This is a genomic window from Rahnella sp. CJA17(1/100) (assembly GCF_963881615.1).
In the GTDB taxonomy this organism is placed as follows: Bacteria; Pseudomonadota; Gammaproteobacteria; order Enterobacterales; family Enterobacteriaceae; genus Rahnella; species Rahnella aceris.
In genome coordinates this window covers 429,921-449,271 of record NZ_CAWOJA010000011.1, presented here as the reverse complement: position 1 = coordinate 449,271, position 19,351 = coordinate 429,921, and the positions used below count along the sequence as shown (strand labels likewise).

16 protein-coding genes are annotated in these 19,351 nt (G+C 52.7%); 11 read left to right on the top strand and 5 right to left on the bottom strand.

The window, feature by feature from the left end; all coding sequences use genetic code 11:
- Positions 1–35: 35 nt before the first annotated feature.
- From AACU55_RS08360 to phoC, 4 genes are all read right to left on the bottom strand, one after another.
- A complete protein-coding gene (locus tag AACU55_RS08360; RefSeq protein WP_013577732.1) occupies positions 36–347 on the bottom strand; it encodes a hypothetical protein in 312 nt (103 codons plus the stop codon).
- The gene (locus AACU55_RS08355) at positions 325–849 is read right to left on the bottom strand and encodes a DUF2778 domain-containing protein (protein WP_134705403.1); all 525 of its coding nucleotides are present in this window, start codon (positions 847–849) and stop codon (positions 325–327) included. Before AACU55_RS08355 ends, AACU55_RS08360 begins: the two co-directional genes overlap by 23 nt.
- A gap of 12 nt (positions 850–861) precedes the next feature.
- Positions 862–1,353, bottom strand: coding sequence for an Hcp family type VI secretion system effector (locus AACU55_RS08350; RefSeq protein ID WP_013577730.1), 492 nt, complete (start codon positions 1,351–1,353; stop codon positions 862–864).
- Between the two features lie 168 nt (positions 1,354–1,521).
- Positions 1,522–2,259, bottom strand: a complete 738-nt coding sequence (gene phoC, locus AACU55_RS08345) for an acid phosphatase PhoC (RefSeq protein WP_013577729.1) — start codon at positions 2,257–2,259, stop codon at positions 1,522–1,524.
- 296 nt (positions 2,260–2,555) lie between these two features.
- On the opposite strand from phoC, the gene AACU55_RS08340 reads away from it, so the two are divergent.
- From AACU55_RS08340 to AACU55_RS08290, 11 genes are all read left to right on the top strand, one after another.
- Positions 2,556–3,536 (top strand): VirK/YbjX family protein, encoded by a 981-nt coding sequence (locus AACU55_RS08340; protein WP_051930974.1) that lies wholly within the window; start codon positions 2,556–2,558, stop codon positions 3,534–3,536.
- Between the two features lie 385 nt (positions 3,537–3,921).
- Positions 3,922–5,487 carry an MFS transporter gene (locus AACU55_RS08335; RefSeq protein WP_134705402.1) on the top strand — a complete coding sequence of 522 codons (1,566 nt, stop codon included), beginning with the start codon at positions 3,922–3,924 and terminating at the stop codon, positions 5,485–5,487.
- 85 nt (positions 5,488–5,572) lie between these two features.
- The gene (locus AACU55_RS08330) at positions 5,573–7,741 is read left to right on the top strand and encodes a right-handed parallel beta-helix repeat-containing protein (RefSeq protein WP_134705401.1); all 2,169 of its coding nucleotides are present in this window, start codon (positions 5,573–5,575) and stop codon (positions 7,739–7,741) included.
- Positions 7,742–7,809: 68 nt separating this feature from the next.
- Positions 7,810–8,490, top strand: coding sequence for an oligogalacturonate-specific porin KdgM family protein (locus AACU55_RS08325; RefSeq protein WP_037032959.1), 681 nt, complete (start codon positions 7,810–7,812; stop codon positions 8,488–8,490).
- 345 nt (positions 8,491–8,835) lie between these two features.
- On the top strand, positions 8,836–9,081 hold the full coding sequence (locus AACU55_RS08320) for a hypothetical protein (protein WP_013577724.1): 246 nt from the start codon (positions 8,836–8,838) through the stop codon (positions 9,079–9,081).
- A 308-nt stretch (positions 9,082–9,389) separates the two neighbouring features.
- Complete coding sequence (gene mgtA / locus AACU55_RS08315) at positions 9,390–12,104, top strand: magnesium-translocating P-type ATPase (RefSeq protein WP_134705400.1); 2,715 nt, start codon at positions 9,390–9,392, stop codon at positions 12,102–12,104.
- A gap of 121 nt (positions 12,105–12,225) precedes the next feature.
- Positions 12,226–13,899 (top strand): Na/Pi cotransporter family protein, encoded by a 1,674-nt coding sequence (locus AACU55_RS08310; RefSeq protein ID WP_134705399.1) that lies wholly within the window; start codon positions 12,226–12,228, stop codon positions 13,897–13,899.
- Between the two features lie 31 nt (positions 13,900–13,930).
- Positions 13,931–14,296: a DUF2493 domain-containing protein gene (locus AACU55_RS08305; protein WP_013577721.1), complete on the top strand. Its 366-nt coding sequence runs from the start codon at positions 13,931–13,933 to the stop codon at positions 14,294–14,296.
- A 180-nt stretch (positions 14,297–14,476) separates the two neighbouring features.
- Positions 14,477–15,271 (top strand): trehalose-phosphatase, encoded by a 795-nt coding sequence (gene otsB / locus AACU55_RS08300; RefSeq protein ID WP_191996262.1) that lies wholly within the window; start codon positions 14,477–14,479, stop codon positions 15,269–15,271.
- On the top strand, positions 15,268–16,674 hold the full coding sequence (gene otsA / locus AACU55_RS08295; RefSeq protein ID WP_037032955.1) for an alpha,alpha-trehalose-phosphate synthase: 1,407 nt from the start codon (positions 15,268–15,270) through the stop codon (positions 16,672–16,674). Before otsB ends, otsA begins: the two co-directional genes overlap by 4 nt.
- Positions 16,675–16,701: 27 nt before the next feature.
- Positions 16,702–18,372 (top strand): alpha,alpha-trehalase, encoded by a 1,671-nt coding sequence (locus AACU55_RS08290; protein WP_013577718.1) that lies wholly within the window; start codon positions 16,702–16,704, stop codon positions 18,370–18,372.
- Here the strand turns inward: AACU55_RS08290 and AACU55_RS08285 are convergent.
- A complete protein-coding gene (locus tag AACU55_RS08285) occupies positions 18,363–19,253 on the bottom strand; it encodes a LysR substrate-binding domain-containing protein (protein ID WP_134705398.1) in 891 nt (296 codons plus the stop codon). The genes AACU55_RS08290 and AACU55_RS08285 overlap by 10 nt on opposite strands.
- Positions 19,254–19,351 lie beyond the last annotated feature (98 nt).

Sequence of the window (19,351 nt, the reverse complement as noted above, 5' to 3'; positions counted from 1 at the left end):
ATTCCCTGAACAGAAAAACCCGGCATCAGCCGGGTTTACTTTATATTTTTACGTTTAACGACCTTAATGCCTGCCTTCACAATTGCCTCAATCATAACCATTATCAACAAGGTTGGAATTAATCCTGTGACGGAGAGCAACACGACAAAAATATCATCCTGCAATCCAGGCCATGGGGGGGCTCCGTAATCTGGTTTCATCAGTTGATCAAAATAATCCGCGATGGCTATCGATTTGATGTATTCATAATCAATCAGCCAGCCGGGGAAGGGCGACAGCAGGTAGTAATCTATAAAAATAAAAAGCGCCAGCCGCACCGCTATCTTACAGAATAAGGCATGGCGCATTCATATCCCCCGTAACTTCGATTTCTCCATATGCCTTCAGATGTATGATTGGGATGTCTCTAGTGTGCGAATTCAACAACGCGCTTCTGAGCTTGTCAAAATCGGCATGATACATGAATGTTAAACACCCATCTGATACGCCGGTACCATCCGGTCGCAATGGATGCAAACGGAAACTTCTGCGCAAGGTCTCACCGATATAAGTTGAATCATCGATCAAGCCATCTTGTCGATACAGGGCAAACCAAGATGAGTAATCATTACCCGTGCGAATATGCTTTTCGTACTCCTTTAATCTCGACCTCACTCCCCCTCTGGTGCGGTCAACAATCCAGTATTTACCCGTCGGAATTGGCCCATTCTCATTACCTCCACAACCTATTCTGTTTGTGTGCGGGAATAAGCCTGAAAATACAGGAAAGATCCCAACCCCAGCACAATAAAGTTTTGCAATTTTTCCACTCTCATAAAGGCGATTAAAATCCACTCTGCATGAAATCATCCCTGTCTCCGTTTATGCGTAAATGCTGGAGTTCCACTGATCGGTAAAACTGATATGTCCGTCGAGGTACAACCATGTAATTTTCTGATACCCAAGGCCAATGGACTCCGTGGGCATACTGGCCTGTCCGTCAGCTTGTTTGAAATTGTGCATATGTGGATTGATGTTAAGTATACGCACGCCTTCCATTGTCATATTCAAAAACTCTTCCTCCATACCAGCCGCATTAATGCGGTACCATTTAATCACCGCCTTTTGCAGCTTTTCGCTGGTGGCGACGGCACGGTAGAGGTAGGGAGTAGATTTATCGAACTCTTTTACAAGTCCCATGGTTTGATGAACACGGGTAGATGTCAGCCGACCGGTATTGCCATCGAAGGGTACGGAAAGACCATGCGTGAAGCTTTGAATCTCGATCGCGCCTTCACGGCTTAAAACCTCAGAACCGCCATAAAGTAGTGCGCCATTTGCATCGTATAGCCAGAGATATGCGGGGCTAGCCATAATGAAACTCCTTTTTAAAATGAGGAATGACGTTATGCCTGCGAAGGGGAGTTAACAATTAGTGACCGTTGCAAAAAAGCAATTTTCAGAAATTTAGTATCAATGAGAAATGTGGCATTACAGACTCCCCAGCTTTTACGAAGATCAGGCCGGGGAGGCCAGCAATATTTACGGATGCTGCTTCGCAAACTCTTCTTTGGCTTTTTGCAACTGTTGCTGGAAAGCAGAGTTGGTATGCAGGGTTGCCACTACTGCGGAACCGACGATGCGCGCGGCATCGACATCGCTTTGCCAGTGGTAGCCGCAAATTACCCGGCTCTGACCTAAATCGAAACCGCGTTGCAGGATTTGGTCCTGGCGCTGCGGGTTAATTTCGGTCAGCACCAGCGCGGTGGCCCAGCCAATTGAGGTGTGGCCGGAAGGATACGAACCGTTTTTCGACAGTTTATCCTGCTCGGTGGTGTTACAGGTCGGCACGCCGTAGAAGGCAAACGGACGAATGCGCATGTACTTTTCTTTGGCGGAACGCGTCGCCAGATCACCTGCATCTTCAATCATATTGGTCAGCAGTTTGTGCAGTTCCGGGGTGTCTTTGGCGGTGATTGGCGAACCAAAGGCACCGGAGAAGGCGTTCGCGACACCCCCCGCACTCAGGTTGGCATCTTCTGCCGCCAGTTTGCCACGTTCAGTTGAGCGCAGCAGACGACCCTGTTCATACATGGCCTGATCGTTCAAAAAAGCAATACTGCCCACTGCGGGTGGTGGCGGAAGCAGCGCCAGACTGTTAATCGCCTGATCGTTTTTTAAGTAGTAGAGGTCTGGTTTGGTGGTCGCATCGTTGCCGGTCAGGGCAAACGCATTGACAGTGAAAAGACTGGCGAGGCAAAAAGTAGTAATAATTTTCATCAAAGTTTCCTTACAACTGCTGAATGATCATCACGAATTCATTTTCGTAACATTTCCCAACATTTCTAAGTTAACCAAATTCTGTGCAATAGCGTTTGTATGATGTCCGAAAACGAGAAACTCATCACGCATATCAATAGATATCAGGCAGTGAGACTGCTTTCAGTCACCCCGGATAAACGGCAGCTAAACGGCCCGCACTTATTCCGACAACCTCGCTTATCTTTAAAACCATGTTGTAAAGAGGTTTAAAAACCAGGTGATACCGTGATTATTTCAGGCAGCGGAAATAGATCATGGAACACATCCCTCTCAATGAAACCGAATCACTCAGCGAAGCGTATCCCGTTGAACACACCATAAAAAAAACCAGCGGATTCAGCCTGTTTGTCGATCTTCTGAGCGGAACGTGCGTGCCGGACAACCTGTGGCGCGACCGGATGTTCCGGGTCAAATACGCCGTGCGCACCTTACTGCATCCGCTCGATACCCTGAAGGTGTTGAATAAGATGGCTGCTGAGCCGGTCTGGCAGGAAGCTTTCACCGTACAGACCAAATTGCCGAGTAAAATTCATAAGCCGTATCTGCACCTCGGTTTACATTCTGCCGGACGTGCTGATGCACTGGTTGATCACTACGCATTCGTCAAAAACCTGGAAAACGTCCGCCTGCGCAATACCTTTCTGAGCGCAACCGGCAACACCATCACCCGGTTCACCGGCAAAGACGGTGAAGCTTTCCAGGTGGTGCTGGGTTCCATCGGCAAATCCGAGCGCGAAGGCGAGGCCAACATGTTCCTTTATATGGAGGACACGTTGCTTGCGGCGCTGACGTTTAGCATTGTGAAACGTCCGCAAGGGAGGACACTGATTATCGGCGGTTTCCAGGGGGCACACCGCTCAACGCCACATGAAGTGATTAAGCAGGCGACCAAATCCTGTTACGGATTGTTCCCGAAACGCCTGCTGCTGGAAAGCCTGCAACGTGTCGCGGCCGAAACCGGCGTGCAGCGCATTCTTGCGGTCAGCGATACCGGCCATGTGTTCCGCAGCCTGCGCTACCGTCACCGCAAGAAAAACGTGTTTGTCGCCAGTTATAACGAATTCTGGGATTCCATCAGCGCCACGCCCGCGTCTTCAGCCTTATATCACGTACCACTGGAACTGCCGCGCAAACCGATGGAAGAGATTGCCAGCAAGAAACGTTCCGAATACCGCAAGCGTTATACCTTGCTTGATGAATTGCATGAGAGCACAGCGTCTTTACTGAACGCCTGACCTCAGATTTACCCGTAAATCACCCGCTGTATCAGGGGCCAGGGAACGGCCTTTTGTTCAGTCCCCCAACGCTTATGCCTGACCTTCAACGAAAATTCTGATGCGAATGTAAAATTTCCGCATGGGTTAAGTGGCGGTTTTGTAGAGCAATAGTCAGTTAATCATTCGATTTAAAACTAATACGATCTGAACCATCTCGTGAATTGTGTATTTTTGATGGTGAGGAATGTTACACGTATCGCAAAATCTTATCGCCAGCCGCCCCCTGCTGTTTTAAATGTGATGTTATTCACATCTATTCATTCATCCCGCCTATATAAAACGTCATCTCTATAAAAACAAAACACCGGTTCATTTTATAAATATCTCTCTGGGCGGATAACCTATGAACGCAGAAAAACCTATTTTATTTAAACATCAGCTGGCGTATGGCGGCGGAAATCTGTTGGGCAGCGGTGCACTGGCGATCGCCGGGATCTGGCTGCTGTACTTCTACACCACATTTTGTGGCCTGACGCTGCTACAGGCATCGGCGATCTTCTCCGTCGCCAGCATCATCGATGCCATCAGTAACCCGCTGATGGGTTATCTCTCGGATAACTTTGGTAAAACACGCCTCGGCAAACGTTTTGGCCGCCGCCGTTTCTTCATTTTACTGGGCGTGCCACTGATGATGTTCTATCCGTTGCTGTGGGTTGAAGGCTTCGGATTCTGGTATTACCTCTCGACTTACGTGATATTCGAGCTGATTTACACCTCGGTGATGGTGCCGTATGAAACGCTCGCGACCGAAATGACCACCGATTTCTCCGCCCGTTCAAAACTGACCGGCTATAAAGCGATTTTCGGCAAAGTAGCGAACTTCCTCGCCGCGTTCATTCCGGGCCAGTTCATTCTGATCTACGGCAAAGACTCCGCGCAGCCGTTTTTCTACACCGCACTGACGTATGGCGTGATCTTGTTTATCGCCCTGGGCATGTTGTATCTCTCTTCCTGGGAACGCCCGGTAGAAGAAACCACGCCGGTCGATGAGAAGAAAATGACCCTCGGCAAAACCATGCTGACGCTGGTTCGCGACATGAAATCGACATTCCACCTGCGTGTGTTCCGTAAGCATCTGGGCATGTATCTGTGTGGCTTCGGGGCCGAATGGCTGTTTGCTTCCGTTTTCACCTACTTCATTATTTTCGTGCTGCAATATGATCCGACAATGGTTGCCGGTCTGAGCAGCCTGAACTCGATGCTGCAACTGTTCTCTACCGCGATATTTATCGGCATCTGCGTCAGGCACGGCTTCAGCAAGCCTTACATTCTGGCGCTGGGCATCGTGATTTTCTCGGTCATTTGCTACAGCCTGCTGCACGTCCTGCATCTGCCGCAGCAATATGCCACAGCGGCCATGCTGACTATCACGGTCATCTTCGGTATCGGTACCGGCGGCGTGTATTACATTCCGTGGACGGTTTATACCTTCCTGGCGGACATTGATGAAGCCTTCACCGGTCGTCGCCGCGAGGGGATTTACGCCGGTGCGATGACCTTCTCCGGCAAACTGATGCGCTCGGTGATTGTTTTCGTGATGGGTGCGATTTTGAGCTTCTACGGCTTCCAGTCCAAATCTCATACCCAGCCTGAAAGTGCGGTGATGGCGATTGCGCTGGTGTTCTGTATCGGTGTTATTGCGCTGGCGCTGATGGCTATCGTGTTCAGTAATCAGATGAAACTGAACCGCAAAACTCACCTTGTGGTGCTGGGCGAAGTAGCACGTATCAAAGCGGGCGGGCAGATTAGCCAGGTTCAGCCGGAAGTACGGGCGGTGATGGAAGAACTGATTGGTTATCCGTATGAACAGTGCTGGGGTAACAGCGTCGTCTGCCGCAAAATTTTCGATACGCCTGCCGTTGAGGTCACCGAACCCAAACCGATGGTGAGCACCACACAACAACCTTAACGCCTGATTTAACTCTATTTCTCTACTTTCCGACTGGCCGGGTCACCGGCCAGTGACCCCTCACGTTTTTAGGATAAGAACGATTATGTGGGCATCAAAATTTGTCATTGTCGCGCTCTCCCTCGGAATGAGCGCACAAAGCCTGGCCGCTGCATTGCCGGATACCGGCAAACTGGTCTGGCACAGCATCACATTTGGTCAGTCAACCGACGTCAATTTCGCCACCAACGTTCTGCCGGAGAAAATCGGCATGAACGAAACCTTACTGGCAGATGGCAAAGCAGTTCCGGCGGCGGGCACCGTGCTCAGCACGCCGTTCACACTCGAAAGCCGTGGCGGCAAAGTCGGTAACAGTCACGACGGCTTAACTTATTTCTATACACGCTTACCGGCGGAGGTGAATTTCCAGCTTGAAGCGGAGATCACACTCAACCAGTTCGGGCCGGAAAATGGTGCGAAACCCGCCGGGCAGGAAGGGGCCGGATTACTGGTACGCGATATTCTGGGCAATCCGCGTGAGCCGGTGACCAAACCGGGGATTGAGGAGTTACCGGCAGCATCAAATATGGTGATGAACAGTGTCATGGCCATCGGCGATAAACCGCCGGTGCTGGCGATGATTGCCCGTCAGGGCGTACAGCAACCCTGGGGAAATACCGGCATCAGCATGGTACGTGAAAGCTATCATCCGCTGAGTACGCCAGCCCGTTTTTCGCTGCGACTGACCCGCACGGACAACGGTTTTACCGTCGCCTATGCGCCACAAGGCAGCGATCAGTGGGTAAGCAAATCCGTGCAGCGCGCGGACAGCGTGACACAACTGGATAAAACCGGTTATTACGTCGGTTTCTTCGCCTCACGCAATGCCAAAATGACGGTAGATCACGCAAAGCTGACACTCAGCGAAGCGCATACTCAGCCCTCTGCGCCGTATGTGACACCGTCACTTAATGCGCGTATTGAGGTGATGTCATCGCCGGTCATTACCCGCCGCGACAGCGTGTTCCAGTTACGTACTAACGGTGACGGACAGGTGCAGGTTGCTCAGAATGGCAAACCGCTGTTGCCGCAAAAAGCGGTACGCGGTGGTGAAGTGGTCGCGGTTGCGTTTCATGCTGAACAACCGGTGACAGCGCTGAAAATAACCTACACACCGGCAGACGGCAAACCGGTGACGCAGGAATTTGCGGTGAGTATGGCGCTGGTCAGCAATCCTGACCAGTTGTATGTTTCACCGGCTGGCGCGGCAGGTAATGACGGCTCGGCTGAACATCCGCTGGATTTTAACAGTGCCGTTAATCTTTTAGCACCGGGCGGCACGCTGTGGCTGAAAGAGGGTGATTATCCGGAAAGCGTGATCCCGGCAACCGCCAGCGGCACCGACAAAAACCGGAAAACCCTGCGTGCACAGGGCGACAACGTAGTGTTTAACGGCCTGACACTCAATGCCAGCTACTGGAATATTCAGGGCATTACCATTACGCAAAAAAGCTTTCATATTGCCGGAAGCTATAACCATATCGACCGCGTGAAGGCGCATCACGCCGACGATACCGGCATCTGGGTGGCATCGCCGGACGGCGTCGGGCGGGCATTATGGGCCAGCCATAATCTCATCAGCAATGCTGAGTCCTGGGGAAATCAGGATCCGGGGCGCAAGAACGCCGACGGATTTGCCGTCAAAATGCGCGTGGGCGAGGGTAACCGGCTGGTGAACTGTTATTCCCACGACAATATTGACGATGGTTTCGACCTGTTCAACAAAATCGAAGACGGCCCGAACGGCAGTGTGACCATTGAGCACAGCCTGTCAGTGAACAACGGCAGCAATGGTTTCAAACTGGGTGGCGAAGGATTACCGGTCAGCCATGTGGTGCGTCACAACGTCGCGGTAGGCAACGGCATGGACGGCTTTACCGACAACTTCAATCCGGGCGCGCTGGTTATCGAAGACAACCGCGCAGTCGATAACAAACGCTTCAACTTCCTGTTCCGGCCTTCGCCATACACCACGGCTGACAAGCAGGGCACTTTTAAGGACAACATTTCGCTGCGCACCACCGCAGGAAAGTATGACGATGCCGTGACCGGTAATGTGGATAACAGCAATTATTTTTACGCTGACCACAAAACGGTGAATACAAAGCATCAGGAAATTAAACCGGGAGATTATATTTCTCTGCGGTTGCCGGATCCGATTACCCGTCTTTCAGACGGCGGATTTAATTATGCTGACTTTTTGAAAAACAAATAAAGCGGCGTTATTAATAGTCAATGCTTTATATAAAACAATACTACTCAATATCTCTGGGACTTATAAAAATGAAAAATAGCAGACTGATGATCTGCGGTTTACTGCTGGCCAGCGCCAGCAGTCAGGCCGTCACAATTGACCTTCGCCACGAATGGCTCGATGACAGTAAACAACATAAAGACAGGGCGCTGGTCTCCCACCGCTTCGCCAACGGGTTCGGTTTCTCGCTGGAGGCTAAATGGAAATCCGGCGGCGACAATGAGAACAAACCCTTTAATAATCTGGTAGATAATGGTACAGAAAGCACCATCAGCTATCAGGTTAAAGTGACGCCAGAAGTGTTCATCCAGCCGGGATTCACGCTGGAGTCCAGCTCTGACAGCAGTATCTACAAACCCTTTTTAACTGCGGGATATACCTTTGACAGCGGCATTTATTTCAATGCCCGTTATCGTTATGAATATACCCGTTATACCAAAGAAAATACCGAAGACCGTAAAACCAATCGCGGCGAAATATGGCTGGGTTACCGTCTGGCAGACTGGCGATTTGAATATAACTATATTTATAAACACAGCGATCAGATCCTGTATGACAACGACAAATGGGATTATGAGCAGGATTTAAAGGTCGCATATAATATTAACAAGCAATGGACGCCTTATGCCGAGATCGGTGATGTTTCGGTCAGGAAAACCACCGACGAAAGGCAAACCCGTTTACGCCTGGGGATCCAATATAATTTCTGACGTTATCACATTACGGTGTGACGTCTGTCAGCCGGTCAGCGCATGCTGTCCGGCTATTTCCTCACTGAAATATAAACGAAACATATTAAGCAGTTTTTGCGGGTTGACAATAATATGGCGCATGGGTAAATTGCACGAGCCGGAAGTAGCGGCCTTTATTAACTTTACATAAGAGACTAATGGACACTGTAACCAGTAACTTGCCGGATGACGCTGAAATAGCGCACCGGAACAGTAAACATAAAATCGATTGTGATCATTTCACCGTTTGGGTGTGCCTCACCAGAGCCTGATGCTCTCGTGTAATCTCACCTCAACCTGAATGTCACGGTCCCGAGGTGTGTTATGAAGTTCAAATCTACCCTTTTTTCTGATGTCAAAACCCTGACATCCACTTTGCGTGTACGCCCGTCCCGCGACCGGACGCTGGCTGCGCATAAGAAAGACTCTCCATCCATTTTTTCTTCTAAAATCAGCAGGGTGAACGCACGCATCACCACATGGCGTGTCAGCCCTGTCACCGGTCAACTGGAGCAACGTTGCATCGTTTCTGACAGCGAAGAACCACAAAGTCGGTTATCCCTCATCTGATTCAGTCCCGGCATTACGCTGCGCTGAACATCGTCCTGACTGATGCCTGACGGCTCTGTCTTTTTATTATCCGCGAAATAGAAATTCTTCGCGTAATAAAAAACTCAGGGAAGTTACGCGTCAATAAAAGACACACTATCGATTTCACTCTGTTTAGGCCCTTTTTAATTAAAGGATAATAAACGGCGGGGAATTCTGCGCGATATGAATTTAATACCGATCACTGAAATAACGTGAAGGGTTTTTACTGCCTGAAATAACAGGCGACATTATTCCCCTGCACGTTATCCGGTGACAGGAGTACCACCATGACTGTACAAAACAACAATACACTCGAAAGAAAAACGGCAGAAAGAAAGAAACAGGCGCTCTCCATGCGCGCGGCTCAGGAAGCCAAAAACGGCATTGACGTGACGCTGATTAATGTTAATGCCAGCCGCGCGGGCCTCACGCATGGGGAAGCGGCGAAACGGCTGGAGAAAGAAGGCTACAACGAAGTGGCACACGACAGGCCACCTCACGCGCTGGTTCAGTTAATCAAAGCATTCAACAACCCGTTTATTTATGTGCTCGCCGTGCTGGCGATAATCAGCTTCTTTACCGATTACTGGCTGCCGCTGCGCGCCGGAGAAGAAACGGATCTGGTGTCGGTTTACATCATTTGCGCGATGGTCGGCCTCAGCGGGCTGGTGCGTTTCTGGCAGGAATACCGTTCGGCAAAATCCGCCGAAGCGCTGAAAGCCATGGTTCGCACCACTGCCACCGTGTTGCGCCGCGACATGCCGGGCAGGCAGGGCAAACAGTGTGACATCCCGATGCGTCAGTTGGTGGTCGGTGACATCGTGCAGCTTTACGCCGGGGATATGATCCCGGCCGATGTACGGCTGATCGAATCCCGTGACTTATTTATCAGTCAGGCGGTGCTGACCGGTGAAGCGTTGCCGGTCGAAAAATACGACACGATGGGCGATGTCGCCCCTAAATCGGCCAGCGCCCTCAATGAGGAAAACGAAAACCTGCTGGATATTCCCAACATCTGTTTCATGGGCACCAACGTGGTCAGTGGCACCGCGCAGGCGGTGGTCGTGGCGACCGGCGCACGGACGTATTTCGGATCGCTTGCCAAAGCCATTGTCGGTACCCGCGCTCAAACGGCCTTTGATCGCGGCGTGAACAGCGTCAGCTGGTTGCTGATCCGTTTCATGCTGGTAATGGTGCCGGTGGTGTTCCTGCTCAACGGCATTACTAAAGGTGAATGGTGGGACGCGCTGCTGTTCGCGGTGGCGGTAGCCGTGGGTCTGACGCCGGAAATGCTGCCAATGATCGTCAGCGCCAATCTGGCGAAAGGCGCTGTGGCAATGGCGAAGCGCAAAGTGGTCGTAAAACGCCTGAACGCTATCCAGAACCTTGGCGCCATGGACGTGCTGTGTACGGACAAAACCGGCACGCTGACGCAAGATAAAATCATTCTTGAGCACCACATCGATACGCACGGTCAGAACAATGATTCCGTGCTGCAACTGGCGTGGCTGAACAGTTTTCATCAGAGCGGCATCAAAAACCTGATGGATCAGGCAGTGATTTACTTCTCCGAAAACACACCGGGCTTCGTCAGGCCGCAGGGCTACCGCAAGGTCGATGAAATGCCGTTCGATTTTATCCGTCGTCGCCTGTCGATCGTGGTGAAGGATCCGCTGGAGAATCACCTGCTGGTGTGCAAAGGCGCGGTGGAAGAAATGCTCAGTATTTCCACCCATATGCATGAAAACGGCAAAGTGGTAGCACTGAATCCTTCACGTCGTGACGCGTTACTGGCGATGGCCAACGACTACAACCAGGATGGCTTCCGCGTGCTGGTGGTGGCGACCCGGGCGATCCCGAAAGGCGACGTCAAAAAACAGTATGGCACTGACGATGAGCATGATCTGATCATCAGCGGATTCCTGACCTTCCTTGATCCGCCGAAAGAATCTGCGGGTCCGGCGATTGCCGCACTGCGTGATATCGGTGTGACGGTGAAAGTGCTGACCGGCGATAACGCCATCGTGACCAGCCGTATCTGCCGTCAGGTCGGTCTGGAGCCGGGTGAACCGTTACTCGGCTCGCAGGTTGAACGCCTCGATGACACCTCACTGCGCCAGCTGGTGGAAGAACGCACGGTGTTTGCCAAGCTGACGCCGCTGCAAAAATCCCGCGTGCTGAAAGCGTTGCAGGCTAACGGCCACACTGTCGGGTTTTTGGGCGACGGGATCAACGACGCGCCTGCACTGCGGGATGCTGATGTCGGCATTTCCGTCGACAGCGGCACCGATATCGCCAAAGAGTCAGCCGATATTATCCTGCTGGAAAAAAGCCTGATGGTGCTGGAAGAGGGCGTGCTGAAAGGGCGCGAGACTTTCGGCAATATCATGAAATACCTCAATATGACGGCCAGTTCTAACTTCGGCAACGTGTTCTCTGTGCTGGTCGCCAGTGCGTTTATTCCGTTCCTGCCGATGCTGGCGATTCATTTGCTGCTGCAAAACCTGATGTATGACATCTCACAGCTGGCTCTGCCGTGGGACAAAATCGACAAGGAGTTCCTGAAAAAACCGCGTAAGTGGGACGCAAAAAACATCGGCCGCTTTATGGAATGGATTGGCCCGACCTCATCGATTTTCGATATGACCACCTTTGCGCTGATGTGGTTTGTGTTCAGCGCCAACAGTGAATCGATGCAGACGCTGTTCCAGTCTGGCTGGTTTGTGGAAGGGCTGCTGTCACAAACACTGGTGGTGCATATGTTGCGCACCCGGAAGATCCCGTTCATTCAGAGCACTGCCGCCTGGCCGGTGATGCTGATGACCGGTCTGGTCATGGCGGTCGGTATCTACGTGCCGTTCTCTCCGCTCGGACCGATTGTCGGATTGCAGGCGCTGCCGTGGGAATACTTCCCGTGGCTGGCCGGTACGCTGCTGGCTTACTGCTGCGTGGCACAAGGTATGAAAACAATGTATATCCGCCGTTTCAAACAGTGGTTCTGATCTGCTGAACTGTTATCCGCAGAAACCGGGTGCCGTCACGATGACGGCACCTGCACCCGCTGTGATGCGCGTTAACCGCTGTAACGAATAACAATGACAACCCTGAAAAAGGGGAGCCGCTATGTCTATGACCCACACTGTAACAACCATGACACCCCAATCCGGCACTACGCTGCTGGTCAATCTGGCAGGCGCTATTGCGCTGCTGCTGTGGGGATCTCACATGATTTCGACCGCGCTGCAACGTGGCTTCGGCACACCGTTACGCCACTGGATGGGCCATCATCTGTCCAGCCGCTGGATGGCGTTGCTCGCCGGGATCGGTATTACCGGTTTGCTGCAAAGCAGCACCGCAGTCAGCCTGATGGCCACCTCTTTTACCGCCGCGGGCACGCTAAGTCTGGCGCCCGCGCTGGCGGTCATGCTCGGCGCAAATGTCGGTTCCACCCTGGTGGTGCAACTGATGAGTTTCAACACCGCGATCGCCATACCGTTGCTGATACTGAGCGGTTTTGTCGTGTTCAAAATGCGCGACCATTCCGGGTTTGAAAGTGCAGGCTGTGCGCTGATCGGCCTCGGGCTGATGTTGCTGGCACTTAGCCTGCTGAGTGCCACACTCGGACACATCGAAAACACGGAAGTATTCAGCGCCGTGATGCAGGGATTAGAAGGCGATACGCTGATTGCCCTGATGGTGGCCATCATTCTCACGCTGGTGTGCCATTCCAGCGTGGCAGTGATTTTGCTGATTGCCTCACTCGCCGCCACGGGCGTGATGACGCCGGTGACCGCCATGGTGCTGGTGCTGGGTGCCAATATCGGTGGCGCACTGCCGCCGGTGCTGAACGCCGGTTCGGCGGTGGCGCGCCGTCTGCCGCTGGGTAATCTGCTGGTGCGCGGCGCGGGCTGTGTTTTCGCGCTGGCCCTGATGCCGCTGCTCAGCCATGTTGCCGCAGGTCTTTCGCTGACCACGCCGCAACTTGTTGTGTGGTTTCACACCGCGTTCAGCGCCGTGCTGGCCGGGGTATTTATCGGGCTGACCGGCCCGCTGGCCCGTGTGCTGGAAAGGATTTTCCCGGAGGAACAACCTGCCGCTGATGCAGAAATGCCGGTGTATCTCGACGAAACCGGGCTTGATGTGGCTTATATCGGGCTTTCCAATTCAGTGCGTGAATCCCTGCGGCTGGCCGACATGCTTAACCTGATGCTCGAACGGCTGCGGACGTTATTCAAGACTGCTGATAATCAGTCTGCGGCTGAAATCCGCCGGTTAGATCATTCGCTTGACGGTTTGAGTGCGGCAATCCGCGCCTATCTGGCGGATTTAGGACAGGAAGGGCTGAGTGACAGCGATGCCGACCGCGCGCAGGAAATCCTGATGTTTGTGATTAACATTGAGCACGCCGGAGACATTCTTTCCACCAGCCTCACCGAGCTGGCGACACGCCGTGCCCGCCGCAATGCACCTTTCAGCGACGTTGAACTGCACAACATTGGCTTGCTGCACACAGAGATCCTGAACAGCCAGCGCCTGGCGGTCACCGCATTCCTGGGTGAAGATCTCTCAGCCGCGCATCAGCTGGTTTCGCGCAAAGAGGTGATCCGCCAGATTGAAGCCAGGGCAAGCCGCGAGCATTTCAAAAATCTGCGTGATGATAAAAATGCCTGGGCTGAATCCGGCGATATTTTCCAGCGTGTGCTGCGTGATTACCGGCGCGTTCATCATCACATTGCTGCGGTGGCGTATCCGGTGATTGATCGCCTGAGCGATGACGCCACAGACACCCGGAAGTAAAAACAAAATGATAAAAACAGAAGGATAGAACATGAGGGTACTGATTTGCGCGGGGCGCTTTTATGCAGATATCAACAGGGTACAACGGGCACTGGATGCGTTTTCGCAATCACACCCGATAAGCGTGCTGATCCATGGCGGACATCAGTCGCTGGGCGCGATGATCGAACGCTGGGCACGCACCGCCGATGTGCACATTGTCCGTTATCCCGCTAACTGGTCACTGCACGGTAAATACGCCGAAATACGCCGCAATCTATTTATGATGAAAGACAGCCAGCCGGATGTGGTGCTGGCTTTTTCCGGCGGAGAGGACACGCAGGATTGCATAAAACTGGCGCAGCATTCCGGCATCAGTGTGATAGTCAATGCGGCAGAAACCGGCCCCGGTTCTTAACCCCCGGACGGGCATCCGGCAGGGATTTTTGCCGGGAATGCCCGTCTGACGCGGTCTGGATTAATCTGATAATCGCTGCAACTCTCCTGTTCAGAGCTATATTTACCTATTGATAATTCATTTCAGAGGTTTTCAACGCAATGACGCGTTGAGCTGTAACTCATTAAAAGGAGAGTCACTTTGACTGCAGAAATTCAGGAAAATACAACCGAAACACCGCTTCTCCCTGTATTGGACAGTCGCCAATACGCCTTCTTTTTCGATGTCGATGGCACACTGGCTGAAATCCGCGCTGAACCGGATGCCGTCACCATCCCCGCTGAAGTTCGTGATCATCTGCAAACGCTGTTTGCGGCCTCTTCCGGCGCGCTGGCGCTGGTGTCGGGGCGTCCGGTGGAACAGCTTGATCAGTTGGTCAGCCCGCTGGTTCTCCCTGCTGCGGGCGTTCATGGGGCTGAAATGCGCGACGGCAACGGCACTCTGCACCGTGTCACCTTACCCGATGATGTGGCGCAAGCGGTGCAACAGACCCTCGAAGCGGGCATGGCCGCACTGCCGGGTACCTTGCTCGAAACCAAAGGCATGGCTTTTGCTTTGCATTATCGTCAGGCGATGCTGCATCAGCAGCAGGTATTAGCACTGGCTGAATCCGTGGTGGCAAAATTCCCTGAGCTTGTTCTTCAGCCGGGTAAATGCGTTCTCGAGATTAAACCCCGCGGAAAAGATAAAGGCGCAGCGATTTATACGTTCATGCAACAGACGCCATTTTCCGGGCGTATTCCGGTATTCGTCGGCGATGACCTGACCGATGAAAAAGGGTTCGAAGTGGTTAACGCCATGCAGGGGATCACGGTGAAAGTCGGCGAAGGTTCAAGTCTGGCGCATTATCGCGTCAAAACCGTTCGCGATGTTTACCGTTGGATCGAGGCGTTACAACGTCACACATTAACATTTAACAAGGAGTCTGAATTATGAGTCGCCTGGTGGTTGTCTCTAACCGAATTGCCATTCCTGACGGATCCAAATCCGCCGGTGGACTGGCCGTGGGCATTCTGGATGCGCTGAAAAATACATCAGGCCTCTGGTTTGGCTGGAATGGTGAGATAAGTGAAATATCGGGCGAAGAAGAGGATGACCTGAATCTGATGGAAGATGACGGCATTACTTACGCTTCGGTTCCGCTTAATCAAAACGATTACGATCTGTATTACTGCCAGTTTTCCAATGCCGTACTTTGGCCAGCACTTCATTATCGTATTGATCTGGTGGATTTCCAGCGTGAAGCCTGGGACGGTTACTGCCGGGTCAATGACATGCTGGCGAAAAGATTGCAGCCGCTGATCAAAGCAGACGATATCTTGTGGATCCACGATTATCATTTACTGCCGTTTGCCGCTGCGCTGCGCAAACTCGGCGTAAAAAACCGCATAGGTTTCTTCCTGCATATTCCGTTCCCGACCCCGGAAATTTTTAATGCGGTGCCGACGCACGATGAATTGCTCAAAATGATGTGTGAGTATGATTTACTGGGCTTCCAGACCGAAGGTGACCGCCTGGCGTTTCTGGATAATCTCAAGGCACTGACCGATATTGAAGATTGCGACGCGCATCAGCATCAGGCATTTGGCAAAACCTTTGCCACTGGCGTATACCCGATCAGCATTGCGCCGGAAAGTATTAAGGAAATGGCCGAAGGCCCGCTGCCACCGAAAATGGCGGCGATGGAACGCGAACTTCGCGAAGCGAAAAACATCATTTCCTGCGAGCGTCTCGATTACACCAAAGGGCTGCCGGAACGTTTTCTGGCCTTTGAGGCATTGCTGGAAAAATTCCCGCAGCATCGCGGTAAAGTGCGCTATTCGCAAATCGCTCCGACATCACGCGGCGACGTGCAGGCTTATCAGGAACTTCGTCATCAGCTGGAAACCGAAGTGGGGCGCATCAACGGTAAATACGGTGGCATCAACCAGACGCCGCTGTTTTACCTCAACCAGCATTTCCAGCGCAGCCTGCTGATGAAATTATTCCGTCTGACGGATGTCGGGCTGGTAACGCCGCTGCGTGATGGCATGAATCTGGTGGCGAAAGAATATGTCGCCGCGCAGGATCCGACAGATCCCGGCGTTCTTGTTTTGTCACAATTTGCCGGTGCGGCGAATGAACTAACGTCGGCGCTGATCGTCAACCCTTATGACCGTGATGACGTGGCGGCGGCGCTGGATAAAGCGCTGACCATGCCGCTGGAAGAACGGCTTGAGCGTTATAACGACATGATGGCGGTGCTGCGTAAAAATGATATTGCGAACTGGGGCGAAACCTATTTGCGCGATTTATACGCCATTTCGCCACAGGGAGAAAAAAACAACGCTGTCGCATAAACTTTCTAAGCAAGAGGCTTGCTGCATATGCAAAATGCGAATTACCAGACGAATGAAAATGCGCTGTTTGACAGCGAAAACGCTGATAGCGAAGAGACGCGTCTGAGCGAGCTCGAGCCCATTGAACTGATCCTTGACCGGATGATGGATGCAGAACCGGAGCCGGGGATGATCGAAGGTTTGCCGCCTTCTGATGCCTTAACGCCTGCCGACCGTTATCTGGAATTGTTTACCAGTGTGCAATCTTCAGGGCTTTTCGAGGACAGCAAAACCTTTCCCGACTGCCCGCCGAAAATGGATCCGCTGGACATATTGCTGCGTTATCGGCGGATAAAAAACCATCCGGGCTTCAACCTGAAACGATTTGTGGACGCGCATTTCTGGCTGCCGGAACATCGTGATGATGAATACGTCTCCGACCCCGGCGATTCGCTGAAAGAGCACATCGACAAACTGTGGCCGGTGCTCACGCGCCAGCCGGAAGACCACGTGCCCTGGTCGTCACTGATGCCGTTACCCCAGGCCTATGTGGTGCCGGGCGGGCGTTTCAGTGAAACCTATTACTGGGATTCTTACTTTTCGATGTTAGGGCTGGCGGAAAGTGGCCGTAATGATCTGTTGCGCACCATGGCGGATAATTTCGCCTGGATTATCGAGATGTACGGCCATATTCCTAACGGCAACCGCACGTATTATCTCAGCCGTTCCCAGCCACCGGTGTTTGCGCTGATGGTCGAACTGTTCGAGGAAGACGGCGTGCGCGGTGCGCGGCGTTACCTTGACCATCTGAAAATGGAATATGAGTTCTGGATGGACGGCGCGGATTCTCTGGCGCCGAATCAGGCTTACCGGCATGTGGTTTGCCTGCCGGATGGCACGCTGCTCAACCGTTACTGGGATGACAGGGACACACCGCGCGATGAATCGTGGCGCGAAGATGTCGAAACCGCAAAACTTTCGAGCCGCCCGGCAAATGAGGTTTACCGCGATTTGCGCGCTGGCGCGGAATCCGGCTGGGATTATTCGTCGCGCTGGTTGCGTGACGGGCATCGTCTCGCCAGCATCCGCACCACGCAATTTATCCCGGTGGATCTGAATGCGTTTCTGCACAAGCTGGAAAGTACCATTGCCAATATTTCCGGACTGAAAGGGGATAAAGTCACCGAAACGTTATTCCGCCGGAAAGCCGAAACACGCCGCGAGGCCATCAACTGTTATCTGTGGGATGACAACGAAGGTTGTTTCCGTGATTACGACTGGCACCGTCAGCAAATGGCGCTGTTTTCTGCCGCCAGCGTGGTGCCTTTGTATGTCGGACTTGCCAGCCATTATCAGGCCGAACGTCTGTCAGACGCCGTGCGTACCCGCTTACTCACACCCGGCGGTATCATGGCGACAGAATATGAAACCGGTCAACAGTGGGATAAACCCAACGGCTGGGCACCGCTGCAATGGATGGCGATTCAGGGCTTTAAGCAATACGGCAATGATGTGCTGGGCGATGAAATTGCCCGTAACTGGCTGAAAACCGTGAATCAGTATTATCAGCAACACCATAAACTGATTGAGAAATACCACATTTCAGGCGACACATCCCGCGAAGGCGGCGGCGGGGAATATCCGCTGCAGGACGGATTCGGCTGGACCAACGGCGTCGTGCGGCGGTTGATTGGTTTATATGGTGAGAATTACGACTGATTCCCGCATTCACCCTGTGCCACCAGCCAGCGTTCAAACGCCTGGTGGAGCAGGGTTTTCTGCACGCCCACTGGCGTCAGGGCGTGGTAATGGCAGGGCGCGACGGTAATCTGCGGGAACAGCGGTATCAGATTCCCGCGACGGATTTCCGCCGACAACGTACTGACCGGCCCCAGCCCGACGCCAATTCCTTCCAGCATCGCATGCAACGAAACGTGAAAATGATCGTAACGGCGAAAGCCGCTGACCGGCGGTTTCTCCAGTCCGGCCGCCGCCAGCCATAAATTCCAGTGTCCGGGACGGGTGAGGGTTTCAATGCGCGGACATTTCAGCACGTCCTCCGGCGTATCCAGCGGAAAGCGTTTGAGCAGCGCCGGGGAGGCCATCAGGCAATGGGTATCAGCCAGAAAAGGGATCGCGGAATATTCCGTGGCACTGGTTTCACGACGGATCAGCAAATCGTAATGCCCCACAATGTGTAACTGCTCGGTATTGGCCGTAGAGATTTGCAGATTTGCCTCAGGAAATTGCGTATAAAAATCATCAAGGCGAGGCAGCAGCCATTTCAGGCTCATGGTGGTTGGCACGCTGACATTGAACACGTTATTCCGCCCGCCATTACCGTAGCGCAGGGCGATATCCGACAGGGTATCGAACGCACTGCCCAGCTCGCGTGCCAGCGTCAGCGCATAAGGTGTCGGCACCCGCCGCTGGCCTTCTTTACGAAATAAATTCACCCCAAACCACTTTTCCACCCCCTGAATATGGCGGCTTACCGCGCCGTGCGTAATGCATAACTCCTGCGCTGCGGCGGTAAAACTCCCGGCATGGCAGGCGACAAGAAAGGCGCGGAGGGCCGTTATCGGGGGAAGGGCATGCATGGTCGTTCCTTTTTAATCACGATTATGTGACTTTTTATCACGGGTTACGCCATTTCCTAAACGCTATCATCGCCCGCATTCCCCCTGAGAAAAGGAAA